This is a genomic window from Pseudogracilibacillus amylolyticus (SeqCode) (genome assembly GCF_051918545.1).
Lineage (GTDB): Bacteria > Bacillota > Bacilli > Bacillales > Amphibacillaceae > Pseudogracilibacillus.
The window spans coordinates 1-13,665 of sequence record NZ_JBPPZG010000109.1 but is presented as its reverse complement, the minus strand read 5'-3'; the positions used below and the strand labels follow the sequence as shown (position 1 = coordinate 13,665).

The 13,665-nt window shown below is 37.6% G+C and carries 12 protein-coding genes and 1 other annotated feature; of the genes, 10 read left to right on the top strand and 2 right to left on the bottom strand.

Translation table 11 applies throughout. The features are described from left to right. From ACPYKA_RS12620 to ACPYKA_RS12595, 6 genes are all read left to right on the top strand, one after another. The coding region (locus ACPYKA_RS12620) for an efflux RND transporter permease subunit (protein WP_479542617.1) at positions 1 to 2,711 on the top strand (2,711 nt) is incomplete at its 5' end. A 224-nt stretch (positions 2,712 to 2,935) separates the two neighbouring features. Then, entirely contained in the window at positions 2,936 to 3,550 is a 615-nt protein-coding gene (folE, locus tag ACPYKA_RS12615; protein ID WP_479542618.1) for a GTP cyclohydrolase I FolE, read from the top strand. 38 nt (positions 3,551 to 3,588) lie between these two features. Continuing rightward, positions 3,589 to 4,380, top strand: coding sequence for an SDR family oxidoreductase (locus tag ACPYKA_RS12610; RefSeq protein ID WP_479542616.1), 792 nt, complete (start codon positions 3,589 to 3,591; stop codon positions 4,378 to 4,380). A 113-nt stretch (positions 4,381 to 4,493) separates the two neighbouring features. After that, positions 4,494 to 4,769, top strand: a complete 276-nt coding sequence (locus ACPYKA_RS12605) for a DUF3219 family protein (protein WP_479542615.1) — start codon at positions 4,494 to 4,496, stop codon at positions 4,767 to 4,769. Between the two features lie 78 nt (positions 4,770 to 4,847). Then, positions 4,848 to 5,063, top strand: a binding site (T-box leader). A gap of 51 nt (positions 5,064 to 5,114) precedes the next feature. Next, on the top strand, positions 5,115 to 6,209 hold the full coding sequence (gene proB, locus ACPYKA_RS12600; RefSeq protein WP_479542614.1) for a glutamate 5-kinase: 1,095 nt from the start codon (positions 5,115 to 5,117) through the stop codon (positions 6,207 to 6,209). Between the two features lie 18 nt (positions 6,210 to 6,227). Beyond that, positions 6,228 to 7,475: a glutamate-5-semialdehyde dehydrogenase gene (locus ACPYKA_RS12595; RefSeq protein ID WP_479542613.1), complete on the top strand. Its 1,248-nt coding sequence runs from the start codon at positions 6,228 to 6,230 to the stop codon at positions 7,473 to 7,475. A 1,146-nt stretch (positions 7,476 to 8,621) separates the two neighbouring features. Here ACPYKA_RS12595 and ACPYKA_RS12590 read toward each other — a convergent pair. Further along, complete coding sequence (locus tag ACPYKA_RS12590; protein WP_479542612.1) at positions 8,622 to 9,188, bottom strand: NADPH-dependent FMN reductase; 567 nt, start codon at positions 9,186 to 9,188, stop codon at positions 8,622 to 8,624. A gap of 203 nt (positions 9,189 to 9,391) precedes the next feature. Here ACPYKA_RS12590 and ACPYKA_RS12585 point away from each other — a divergent pair, with 203 nt between their 5' ends. The 3 genes from ACPYKA_RS12585 to ACPYKA_RS12575 all read left to right on the top strand — a co-directional run bounded on the left by ACPYKA_RS12585 (position 9,392) and on the right by ACPYKA_RS12575 (position 12,241). Next, positions 9,392 to 9,700, top strand: a complete 309-nt coding sequence (locus tag ACPYKA_RS12585; protein WP_479542611.1) for a winged helix-turn-helix transcriptional regulator — start codon at positions 9,392 to 9,394, stop codon at positions 9,698 to 9,700. Between the two features lie 77 nt (positions 9,701 to 9,777). Then, the gene (locus ACPYKA_RS12580; RefSeq protein ID WP_479542610.1) at positions 9,778 to 10,917 is read left to right on the top strand and encodes a conserved virulence factor C family protein; all 1,140 of its coding nucleotides are present in this window, start codon (positions 9,778 to 9,780) and stop codon (positions 10,915 to 10,917) included. 271 nt (positions 10,918 to 11,188) lie between these two features. Then, positions 11,189 to 12,241, top strand: coding sequence for an LLM class flavin-dependent oxidoreductase (locus ACPYKA_RS12575; protein WP_479542609.1), 1,053 nt, complete (start codon positions 11,189 to 11,191; stop codon positions 12,239 to 12,241). 184 nt (positions 12,242 to 12,425) lie between these two features. Here ACPYKA_RS12575 and wrbA read toward each other — a convergent pair whose 3' ends face one another. Then, positions 12,426 to 13,037, bottom strand: a complete 612-nt coding sequence (wrbA, locus tag ACPYKA_RS12570; RefSeq protein WP_479542608.1) for an NAD(P)H:quinone oxidoreductase — start codon at positions 13,035 to 13,037, stop codon at positions 12,426 to 12,428. A 347-nt stretch (positions 13,038 to 13,384) separates the two neighbouring features. On the opposite strand from wrbA, the gene ACPYKA_RS12565 reads away from it, so the two are divergent. Continuing rightward, on the top strand, positions 13,385 to 13,665 hold a 281-nt coding region (locus ACPYKA_RS12565; RefSeq protein WP_479542607.1), incomplete at its 3' end, for a DsrE/DsrF/DrsH-like family protein.

The following is a 13,665-nucleotide window of genomic DNA, read 5'->3' as shown; positions in this document are numbered from 1 at the left end:
GTCGAAATCCCTTGTTGGTAATGAATTTTTTGCAGATTCAGCAGACCCTAAGTAGTACAACAGAAGATATTGTTGAATTAACTTCAACTGTGGAAGATATCGTACTCCCAGCAATTGAGAAACTTGACGGGGTGGCTTCGGCTACGATTACCGGTCAACATATTGAGGAAGTAGATCTTGTATATGATGAAGAGAAGATGGAAGACCTTGGCTTAACCGAAGATACCGTGAAAGATATGATTCAAGCTAGCAATCTTGCGGTTTCTCTTGGACTCTATGAATTTGAAGACGAAGAACAAGCTGTTGCAGTAGACGGGAAATTTACAACAGTTGATGAGCTTGAGAATATGTTAATTCCAGTTGAACCGTCAGCGGCGAATCCGTCTCCTTTTGTAAAATTAAAAGATATTGCGGATATTAAGCTCATCGGTAAAGTCGAGTCTGTTTCGCGAACGAACGGTAAAGATTCAATCGGTATTCAAATTGTAAAAGGACAAGAAGCAAATACTGTAGACGTAGTAAATAATGTGAAAGAGTTAATTAAAGAAGAAGAAAGTAAAATCGATGGTCTCGTGATTGATATTTCTCTTGATCAAGGAGAGCCGATAGAAGATTCAATCAAGACGATGATTGAAAAAGCTTTATTTGGTGGTTTAATAGCAGTATTAATCATTCTTCTTTTCTTACGTGATATTAAGTCAACCATTATTTCCGTCATTTCGATTCCAGTATCGGTTTTAATGGCTGTTTTATTATTAAATTGGATGGATATTACGTTAAATATTATGACGCTCGGTGCAATTACGGTTGCGATTGGACGGGTGATCGATGACTCGATCGTCGTCGTTGAAAATATATACCGGCGGCTTCATTTGAAAGATGAAAAATTGTCTGGACGTGCGCTTGTACGGGAAGCAACGATTGAAATGTTTCGTCCGATCTGTTCTTCTACCATTGTAACTGTGGCTGTATTTGCTCCGTTAATTTTTGTTGGTGGAATGGTTGGAGAGCTTTTCATGCCATTTGCTTTAACGATGTCATTTGCACTGGGCGCATCTTTACTTGTAGCCATTACGATTGTGCCGGCACTTTCTCACTTCTTATTTAGAAAAAAATTATACGGTGAAAAAGGGCAAACAAAGCATAAAGAGACTTGGAAACTGGCAAATTGGTATAAAGGTGCATTGAACTGGACGTTAAATCATAAAATTATTACTTCTTTAACAGCGATTATATTACTTGTTGGTAGTTTATTTCTGACTCCATTAATCGGTTTCAGTTTTTTAGGCAGTGACGAAGAAAAAGTCATGTATTTAACCTATACACCTGCTACGGGTGAATTAAAAGAAGATACATTAAAAAATGTTGAAAAAGTGGAAGAAGAATTATTAAAACGAGATGATATCGATATTCTTCAGTTATCTATTAACGATGATGGCGATCCAGCGGCAATGATGATGGGTGGCGGTGCTGATGGCGCGCTTATGTATCTAATCTTTGACCCTGATATGGAAGATTTCCCTAAAGCGCGTGAAGAAGTCGAAGAATATGTTTTCAATATCGATCAGTCGGGAGAATGGAAAAGTCAAGATTTCTCAGCGATGTCTTTCTCATCGAATGAACTCAGTTATACGTTTTACAGTGAAAATTTAAATAAATTAAATGAAGCTGTGGAGCAAGTTGAAGACATGATGAAAGAAAATGATAAGCTAGAAGATGTTTCATCAAGTACGGAAGACGCTTATGTCGAATATACCTTTAATGTAGACCAAGAAGAACTACTTCAGTATGGCTTAACTGCAGGCCAAATTGTCGGGATGTTACGAGCAGATACTACAAAGGATGTACTGACAACGATTGAAAAAGATGGTAACTCAATTGATGTAGTCATTCAGCAAGAGGAAGAAGAACAGCTGGATTCAATTGATGAAATGTTAGATAAAGAAGTGCCGACTGCTCTAGATACAACGATACCTCTTTCTGAGCTAGTAACTGTAAAAGAAGGGAAAACGCTAAATACATTAGCTCGTAGTGAAGGAGAGTATTATGCAACAGTTTCTGGAACGATTACAGATAAAGATATTTCAAAAGTAACTTCTGAAGTCGATAAGGCGATCGATAAACTAGAGTTACCAAAAGGAGTTACCATGGACATTGCCGGGGTTGCTGCGGATATGGAAGAAACCTTTACTAAATTAGGTGTATCGATGCTTGCGGCGATCGCGATTGTATACTTTATCCTTGTTGTAACGTTTGGTGAAGGGGTTGCGCCGTTTTCAATTCTATTTTCATTACCATTTGCGGTTATTGGTTCATTTGTCGGCTTGTATCTCGCTGGCGAAACCATTTCTGTCACAGTGATGATGGGGCTGTTAATGTTGATCGGGATTATCGTAACGAACGCAATTGTACTTGTCGATCGAATCGTTCGCATGGAACGTGGTGGAATGGTGATGCGAGATGCTGTCTTAGAAGCGGGTGCAACTCGATTACGTCCTATTTTGATGACAGCCATCGCAACGATTGGTGCGTTAATTCCGCTTGCAACAGGTGCAGAAGGCGGTGGTGGGTTAATTTCAAAAGACCTTGCCATTACCGTTATTGGTGGTCTAGCCAGTTCAACCTTGCTAACCTTGTTTATTGTACCGATTGTATTTGAGATTTTATCAAAAATGTTTAAGAAAAATCGGAAAGAAATAGAAGAAAATTAATGGGAAATCTCTACAAGATGATCTTGTAGGGATTTCTTTTATAGTGGTAGAAAATTCTTCTCCATATTAAATTCATGGGAGAAACTATAGTAAAGAATTTCATTGTTTTTATAAAATAGATACATTATGTTAATATTAAAGGAAATAATTATAACAATTATTAAGAAATTGTTTTTTTAATTAGAGAAGAGGGAGTAATCATGAAGGTAGCAGATAATCAAATAATGAATCAAAAATTAGATGATTTATATAAAAAATATAAGATAGATACAGAAGAAAAGCAGTCTCAATCACAAAATTTTATGAAGGCAATAAAAGATTTAATTGAAGTATGTGGAGATGATCCAAATCGTCAAGGATTTGAAGAAACTCCGTATAGAGTGTTAAAGGCGCATCTCGAATATACAGAAGGGTATAAAGAAGATCCGAAAGAACATTTACGGAAGTTTTTTGATGTTGACCATAATGAATTGGTTATTGTGAACGATATCGAGTTCTATTCTCTCTGTGAACATCACTTCGCTCCATTTTTTGGGAGTGTTCATGTCGGCTATGTACCAAATGGGAAAATTACCGGCTTATCAAAGATCGGTAGAATGGTCGATGGTTATGCAAAGAGGTTTCAAGTGCAGGAAAGGTTAACAAATCAAATTGCAACTGCGATGGAGGAAGTGCTTGAACCACAAGGTGTGATGGTTGTTGTAGAAGGAAAACATATGTGTATGTGTGGAAGAGGAGTTAAGAAAAAAGACTCAACCACCACAACAACAGCTTCAAAAGGAATTTTTGCAAAAAATCCCGATGCCCGGAAAGAATTTTTATCCTTACTTGAAAGATAAATTTGTATGAAATCAGTTCTATGAGGTAGGTGAATAGGATGAAACATGCAATTATTACAGCAGGTTCTAAAGGGCTCGGAAAGCAAGTGACCGAACATTTTTTAAAAAAAGGGTGCACTGTAACAGTAAATTATTACAGTGATATGAAGCGGGTAGAAGCGTTAAAAAATGAATGGAAAAATTATAGAAATCAATTGCAGTTCGTACAAGGTGACGTAACGAAAAAAGAAGATATCGCAAAAATTGTGAAACGAGCGCAAGAAAGATTTGGCAGGATAGATTTCTTAATTAATAATGCTGGACCTTATGTGTTTGAAAGAAAAAAATTAGTAGATTATGAAGACAACGAGTGGTATGAAATGATAGAAGGTAACTTAAGTGCTGTATTCCATTTTGCTAAACTTGTTGTACCGATTATGAGAAAACAACAATTTGGTCGCATTATTACGTATGGATTTCAAGATGCTGAACATACTCCGGGCTGGATGTATCGGTCAGCTTTTAGTGCGGCAAAAGTAGGTCTTGTCTCCCTTACAAGAACAATTGCAAAGGAAGAGGCGGAAAATGGTATTACAGCTAATATGGTCTCACCGGGTGATATAAAAGGTGAAATGAAAGAATTAGATATTAAAACAGCAAGAACAAAGACAGATCCAAATACTCCAATCGGTCGACCAGGTTCAGGAGAAGATTTAGCTCGACTCATTGGTTTTCTATGTGAAGAAGACTCGGACATGATTACTGGTAGTGTTGTGTCCGCTGCTGGTGGTGTACACGTGACTAACAGAGAGTATGATGACGGATCTGTTCCAATCCATTTTACATCATGATTTTGGGATATAAGTTTTGAAAATGTAGCTTAACGAGCAGAATCGAAATGGCTTCAGTTTTCTGTATTATCTTCACAAACAAATCGTTTAGACCAAACAGAAGGTGATCATGAATGAAGATTTTTATTAATGATTTTCCAATTGAAGCAAGGAATGTTCACAAGGAGAATTCTGCGCAATTGAAGATCGATTTTGAATTTACTGTGACACATGAAGAGTATCATGATGTAACTACATTGCTTTATAAAAATGACTTTATTGTCAAAATTCCAGAAGAAAATCTTGAGTTTCCTGCAACTATTTCAAATTACTCCACTTCAATCACGAACCTGTATAAAGCAGGTGCGGAAGGAGAGTTTAGACTGGAGTTAATGGAAAAACTAAGATAATAGTTATAAATTCCGGCCAACATTTTCTGTATAATTATTTGACAATTCTCATCTTAATCCATAACATATATTAATAATAAGGGAACGATCATAGAGGGATAGTATGTGGAGACTACTATGTCAGAGAGTGAAATTTATGAGCTGAGAGATTTCATCATAGGAAACCACAGAACCTGCCTCTTAGTCCAGTTTTAAAAAAATTGGCGTTTACTTCACGTTACGAAGCAAAGCGGAATGTATAAACATTCAATTTTAAGGTGGTACCGCGGAAGGCTAAGCTCTTTCGTCCTAACAGAGAGGACGAGAGGGCTTTTTTATTTATTTAGGGAGTAGGAGAATAGCAAAATGAAGAAACAAACGATTGTCGTAAAAATCGGCAGCAGTTCGCTGACGAATGTAAATGGGGAGATTGATGAGGGAAAACTAACTGATATTGTTGAGGCAATCGCTGAGCTTAAAAAAGCGAATCACACAGTTATTTTAGTGTCATCTGGAGCAGTTGCAGCTGGATTTAAGATGCTAGGATACCCGGTTAGACCTGTCACTATAAAAGGCCGACAAGCCGCTGCGGCAGTTGGACAAAGTTTATTGATTCAATCCTATATCAGGAAGTTTCAAGAGCATCATCTAGTTTCTGCACAAATTTTACTGACAAGAAGCGACTTTTCCGATCGCGAACGATATCGTAACGCATTTTCGACAATAATGGAATTACTTGACCGAGGAGTCATCCCGATTATAAATGAAAATGATACAGTATCGGTTGATGAATTAACTTTTGGAGACAATGATATTTTATCCGCACTTGTTAGTGGGTTTATCCATGCCGACCAACTTATTATATTAACAGATATTAATGGACTTTATACCGACAATCCAATGAAGAATGCACATGCAAAGAAATATAATTATTTAGAAGAAATTACAGATGAAATTATTGCAGCTGCCGGCACTGAGGGATCGAAAGTAGGAACTGGCGGTATGAAATCGAAGTTGGAAGCAGCCAAAACTGCGCTTTCTCTTGGTGTCTCAGTTTTTATTGGTAAAGGCGAAGGGAAAGATAAACTACTTCAGATTTTAAAAGGAACAGGCGATGGGACATATATTACAAACAAATCGCTAGAGACGATTAATACGAGTAGACAGTGGATTGCCCTACATTCCGAATCTTTAGGGAAAGTTTATGTGGATGAAGGTGCTGAGGATGCGATTATGCATCATGGTCGTAGCTTGTTGCCAGCAGGCATTACTAGAGTGAAAGGATCATTTGAAAAAGGCGATGTCGTTGAAGTTTATGGAAAAAAAGGCATGCTTGGAAAAGGGGAGGTAAACTATTCATCTAGCGAAATAATCGAAAAAATTAAAAAAAGAATGGAGAAAAGCAAATTGGAACCGTCCATTGAAGTCATTCATCGTGATCACTGGGTCGAATTTAAATAAATTATAGGGGGAAGAAAAATGAGTGAGGTAAAAAAAAGAGGAAAGGCCGCCAAGGAAGCAAGTTATTCACTAGCTTTAGCAACAGTGGAGGAAAAAAATGAAGCACTCTTATTGATTGCAAAACAATTGCTAGAAGATCAAGCAGCAATCATTGCGGCCAATGAAAAAGATTTGGAAAATGGAAGAGAAAACGGACTAGACCAAAGTGTATTAGACCGGATTATGATAAATGAAGAGCGAATTGCTGCAATGGCACATGGTATAAAATTATTAGTCGAACTCAATGATCCTGTGGGTGAAGTGTTAGAAAAAAGTACACTTGATAATGGATTGCACGTTGAAAAAGTACGCGTACCGATTGGGGTCGTAGGAATGATCTATGAAGCAAGACCAAATGTGACAGTCGATGCAGCAACTTTATCTTTAAAAACGAATAATGCAGTCATGTTAAGAGGGAGTTCGTCAGCCATTCATTCTAACATTGCTCTTGTTAAGTCAATTCACCATGCTTTAGAAAAAAGTTCCTTACCTGTAGATGCCGTACAACTGATTGAAGATACATCAAGAGAAACAGCGAAAGAGTTGTTTCAATTGAATGAATTTCTGGACGTGTTGATTCCGCGCGGGGGTAAAAATTTAATCGAGACAGTTATTCGTGAATCCACGGTGCCTGTCATTGAAACAGGAGCTGGAAATTGTCACGCATTCATTGATGAATCGGCGAAACAGGAGATGGCTGAAGAAATCATTTTAAATGCGAAGCTCCAACGTCCATCCGTTTGTAATGCAATTGAATCCATTCTTATTCATGAAAAATGGTTTGAAAATTACGGAGTTTCCTTACTTGAAAAATTACGGGATCAACAAGTGGAAATTATTGCCGATGAGAAAATTATCGCTCAATTTCCACATGCCAAATTAGCTACAGATGAAGACTGGGCGAAAGAGTATTTAGGATTAACAGTTAGTGTAAAAATCGTCGATAGTGCTGAAGAAGCGATCGATCATATTAATACATATGGAACACATCATTCCGAAACGATTATTACGGAAGATGTAAAAAATAAGGACTTGTTTTTACAAAAGGTTGACTCTGCAGCTGTTTATCATAATGCATCCACTCGTTTTACAGATGGATTTGAATTTGGTTATGGTGCGGAAATAGGCATAAGCACACAAAAGCTGCATGCAAGAGGACCGATGGGATTACAGGCACTTACGTCGTTCAAATTTGTAATCAAGGGAACAGGGCAAGTACGTGCTTAGGTAACAGTTACGCTAGCTTGAGCTTTATATTAAAGAATATTTTTATGACGCTTGGATCATTAAAACCAAGTGTCTTTTTGTTTTTGTAGAATTTTTTTAAAGAAGGTTAAACAAGCTTTTCTATCCGTCTTGGGCGCGTGACTCTGCATCTTTTTCTGTCACTAAGCATGTTGGGCGCGTGACTCTGCATTTTTTTCTGTCACTAAGCATGTTGGGCGCGTAACTCTTCATCTTTTTCCATCACTAAGCATGTTTGGCGCGTGACTCTGCATCTTTTTCTGTCACTAAGCATGTTTGGCGCGTGACTCTGCATCTTTTTCTGTCACTAAGCATGTTTGGCGCGTGACTCTTCATCTTTTTCAATCACTAAGCATGTTTGGCGCGTGACTTTGCATCTTTTTCAATCACTAAGCATGTTTGGAGCGCGACTCTGCATCTTTTTCAATCACTAAGCATGTTGGACGTGCGACTCTTCATCTTTTTCTGTCACTAAGCATGTTTGGCACGCGACTCTGCATCTTTTTCTGTCACTAAGCATGTTTGGCGCGTGACTCTTCATCTTTTTCTGTCACTAAGCATGTTTGGCGCGTGACTCTTCATCTTTTTCTGTCACTAAGCATGTTTGGCACGCGACTCTGCATCTTTTTCTGTCACTAAGCATGTTGGGCGCGTAACTCTTCATCTTTTTCCATCACTAAGCATGTTTGGCGCGTGACTCTTCATCTTTTTCTGTCACTAAGCATGTTTGGCGCGTGACTCTGCATCTTTTTCTGTCACTAAGCATGTTTGGCGTGTGACTCCTCATCTTTTTCTGTCACTAAGCATGTTTGGCACGCGACTCTTCATCTTTTTCTGTCACTAAGCATGTTGGGTGTGCGACTCTGCATCAATCAGCTACCACTCCGCATTAAGTGCTAGTAGCCGCTGACAAAGTAAACTTTCGACTATCTATTAGGAACGAAATGATGTCGCTGTTTATATCATTTATGCAAAACAGCCTTACACTATCAAAATTATCAATAGTTTGAGATATCAATCCGAATATCTGTTAGTGCTCACTTTATGGGTGCGAAAGTTCAGGTATTGAACTATAAAAAAAAGCACTCGAATAACCGAGTGCTTTTCCAAAATGGTCATAAATTTTATTTAAGCAGTAACTTCTTCTTTTTGTCTGATTGTTTTTAAAGCGCCACTCCACTCAAGAACCTCATCCAGCATTGTATTTACATTTTCAAGATGTAATTCTTGTGGTTTAAATTCAGTGAAGTTTTCAAAATCAACAAATAAAGATAATGTTGGATGAGTGCGAACATCAGCCACTTTTAATTCACCTAATATGCCTCGTAAATGTTCCGCTGCCCGAGCACCACCAGTTGAACCATAGCTTACGATTCCAGCGGCTTTGTCAAACCAAGCTTCGCGTGCGAAGTCGATAGCATTTTTTAATGCTCCTGAAATACTATGATTATATTCTTGAACGATAAACACAAATCCATCAAGGCTCGCAAGTTTTTCATTCCATGTCGCAATCCCTGGTTCGGTTCCATCAGTCGTTCCTAAAAATGGTAGATTATAATCGGCAATATCTACAATTTCATAGTTTGCATCGCTGCGTTTATCAGCAATTTCTTTTACCCATTCTCCAACCTGTGGGCTAACGCGTACATCACGCGTACTTCCTAAAATGATGCCTATGTTTAATTTTTCTGCCATTATTATTTCCTCCTTGATTTCTTTCTTAGCAACATAATCCCCTCATGAAAATGTTTATTCATTTATATTAAACAATTTATCACTTAGTTACTTTACGTAAGTTAGTATATAACTATAATATAATTGAGTCAAGTAAATAATTTGTAAAAAATAATGAAATTATGAAAAAATGTGTATATAATAGTAATAAGGAGCTGAGATAATTGGATAAATCGATTTGCCCTAGATTTGAAAAAGCAATGAGGTTATTGGGTCAAAGATGGACTGGAATGATTATTTATCAGCTGTTAAATGGTCCACAACGTTTTTGTAACATTGAATCTGCAGTAGGGGTTAGTGGAAGAGTGCTTTCAGAAAGATTAAAAGATTTGGAGTCTGAAGGAATTGTAAAACGAGATGTTTATCCAGAAACTCCTGTTCGAATTGAATATTCATTAACAGAAAAAGGATTGTCTTTACAACCACTTATGAAAGAGATAGAAAATTGGTCACAAACTTGGGTGGAAAAATAATTGATTTATTTGAAGGATACAATGGGAAAAACATATATCCCTTTGGATCTTTTTTATTATAAAGGAGAGTTGTGAAATTGAAAATTATATCGATGGAACCAACACCGAGCCCCTATTCAATGAAAATTAATGTAAATGAAACACTACCTGATGGTCAAACCGAAAATTATAAAAGTACAGATAACCTAGAAAGTGCCCCTGACTATATAAAAAAGTTGTTCGCTATTAATGGAGTAAAAGGGCTTTATCGTGTGATAGACTTCATTGCTTTGGAACGAAATCCTCGCGTGTCATGGGAGGAGATTTTACCAGAAGTAAGAAAATTACTTGGATCGGAAGCAGAAACGACTGACCTTTTTTCAAAAGCCGTAAATAGTTCCGACAATGAGGATACTTTTGGAGAAATAAAAGTATTTATTCAAATGTTTCGTAATCTCCCAACACAGGTAAAATTACAAGAAGGGGAGAAGGAGCAACGTTTTGCGCTACCTGATCGTTTCATGAACGTAGCAATGGAAGCGGCAACTGCTTCCGATAATTATTTAATGGAACGAAAATGGGTTGAACAAAGTGCTAGATATGGAAACATAGAGGAAATTGGTAGTGATGTTGTTGAAGAATTATCTGCAACGTATGATTCCGAGCGACTAAATCAGTTATTAGCTGCCGCTTTAAATAATGAGACTCCACTTGAAGAGCGTACTGGAAAAAAAGTTACTCTTGATATGCTCGATCAACCGAATTGGAAAGATCGTTATGCTGCGTTAGACCGAATGGAGCCAACCGAAGCAGATTTTCCAGTATTAAATAAAGCGTTAGATGATGAACATTCCTCAGTACGCAGGCTAGCTACCGCATATTTAGGAATGATAGAAGAACCTGAAACACTGCCTTACTTATATAAAGCGTTAAAAGATAAATCAGTGAATGTACGCCGAACAGCAGGGGATTGCTTGTCAGATTTAGGCTTTCAAGAGGCAATTCCCGAAATGATTAAGTCTTTATCTGATAAAAGTCGAATTGTTCGTTGGCGGGCTGCGATGTTTTTATATGAGGTTGGCGATGAGACAGCGATTCCTGCACTTCAAGTAGCTTTGGAAGACCCAGAATTTGAAGTTCGCATGCAAGCGAAAATGGCCTTAGCACGAATTGAAGAAGGAAAAGAAGCGGAAGGATCCATTTGGCATCAAATGTCACAAGCAACAAAGGAAAAATAAGTTATTTTGTGGAGACTGGGAGAAAGAAAGTGAATAAGTAAGAACTCTGGGTTGATTTTAACATGTCGCGTGGATCTTCAACATGCAGAGTGGATTTCAAAGAAGTCGAGTGGATCTTCAACATGCAGAGTGGATTTCAAAGAAGTCGAGTGGATTTTCAACATGCAGAGTGGATTTCAAAGAAGCACATTTTTATGTATAATTGTAAAGTTTATAAAAGTAGCCTTTAGGTCAATTGAACTTAAAAAGGCAAAAAGAGGTGAGGATGACATTGGAAATTGGTGTGACAACATTTGTAGAAACAACTCCTGATGTAAATACTGGAAAGGTAACGAGCCATGCTGAGCGAATTCGTGAGGTAGTCGAAGAAATTGTGTTAGCTGACCAAGTTGGTTTAGATGTGTTTGGTGTAGGAGAACACCATCGTAAGGATTATGCATGTTCCGCTCCCGCAGTTTTATTAGCTGCTGCTGCGTCTAAAACAGAACGAATAAGATTATCAAGTGCAGTAACTGTTCTTTCTTCCGATGATCCTGTAAGAGTTTTTCAAGAATTTGCAACTGTAGATGCCATTTCAAACGGACGTGCAGAAATTATGGCAGGTCGTGGTTCGTTTATTGAATCTTTCCCTTTATTCGGTAACGACTTAAATGATTATAATGAATTGTTTAATGAGAAATTGGATTTATTGCTAAAAATACGAGAATCTGAAATTGTATCTTGGCAGGGAAAACATCGTCCAGCAATTGATAATCGTGGTGTTTATCCGCGACCTGTTCAAGATTCAATACCTATTTGGATTGCTAGCGGCGGCACACCACAGTCAGTAGTTCGCGCCGGTGCCCTTGGGCTACCATTGACCCTTGCGATTATTGGTGGGAGCCCACTTCATTTTGCTCGCCATGTGGAACTGTATAAAAAAGCAGCGGAAGAGGCTGGCCATGATCCGTCAAAATTGAAAGTAGCTTCACATTCTCATGGTTTTGTAGCTGCAAGTACTGAAGAAGCGGTAGAGAAATTTTTCCCACCGACACAGTATGCGATGAATGTGTTAGGAAGAGAGCGGGGCTGGGGGTCATATACCCGTGAGACATTCGATTCTGCACGTAGTTTAGAAGGTGCGTTATATGTAGGTGATGCGACAACTGTAGCTGAAAAAATTATCTTTCTCCGTAAAAACGTAGGTGTTACCCGTTTTATGCTGCATGTTCCTGTTGGTTCAATGCCCCATAATGATGTTATGAAAGCAATAGAATTATTAGGTAAAGAAGTGGCACCAATCGTTCGAAAAGAAGTTGAAAAATGGGAAAAAGAAGAGAAGTAGTTTAGAAGTACTGTACTGAAAATCCATTTAAAAAGGTATAAACATTGGAAGATGAAAAAGACTCCCAAATTGTGCGTACTCTTGTATAAAATGAAAAAACATGAGTCGTTGTCTTACCCACTTTTTGCATACTAAATATCAATAGCCAATCAAAACATGATTGGCTATTGATAATTGCGTATGTTCATTGCTTTCCTTTTTTAACCCATTCCGCAACGGTAACAGTACGTTTAGCTTGGTACTTAACTGCATCTTCTACATCTTCTACCATTTTCCCGTCTTGATCAACCGTTACACTTGTTCCATATGGATTTCCTCCTGCACCAAAGATAACTTGGTCAGAGTAACCAGGTGTAGCGATGATCGCACCCCAGTGCATCATGGAAGTATATAATGATAGTAATGTTGCTTCTTGACCCCCATGTGGATTTTGTGCAGAAGTCATCGCACTTACGACTTTATTAACTGTCTTGCCGCTTCCCCAAAGACCGCCTTGTATATCAAGGAATTGTTTCATTTGAGAAGCCATTACGCCAAACCGAGTTGGCACACTAAATATTATTGCATCTGCCCATTCTAAATCCTCTGAAGTAGCTTCCGGTATATCTTTTGTTGCATTAACAGTTGCTTTCCATCCTTCGTTTCCTTCAATAACAGATGCTGGTGCTAATTCTTGTACTTTTAAAACTCTTACTTCTGCACCCGCTTCTTTAGCACCTTCCTCAGCCCATTTTGCTAATTGAACATTCGTTCCACCCATACTATAAAAAACTATTACTAAATTAACGTTTGCCATGTTTTCTATCTCCTTTGAGTTTTTAAATAGTTTATCTGAAATTCCATTAATTACTCTCTTTTTTTACAATTTTGCCTTAGAAAAAATGACCTCCATGAAATGAATTACTTATATTTTTTATTCCCTAATGTAAAAAAAATATTTTCATATTTTTCAATTTCATCAAAAATTTCTTCAGCTATTCTTTTTTAGAAAAGCGGGGCATGTAATTGAAGGGGATAAATTTTGCAGATGGATAGGCGAGAGGCTGTCCAAATTTCAAAGGTTGACATTTAATAATATTTTTTATATGATATAAATACCCGGTGGGGTACTGGTATTTTAAAATGTTGACGAGGAGGGTTTGCATGACAGAAAGGAAGAAAACAACCATTGTACTATTCAGTGGTGATTATGATAAAACAATGGCGGCCTATATTATTGCAAATGGGGCTGCAGCTTATGATCATGAAGTAATAATTTTTCATACGTTTTGGGGCTTAAATGCACTCAGAAAAGATGAACAAATTGAAGTAAAGAAAAGCTTTATAGAAAAAATGTTTGGTAAAATCATGCCACGTGGTGCAGACAAGATGGGATTATCCAAAATGCATTTTGCAGGTTTAGGACCAAAAATGATCAAAGGTAT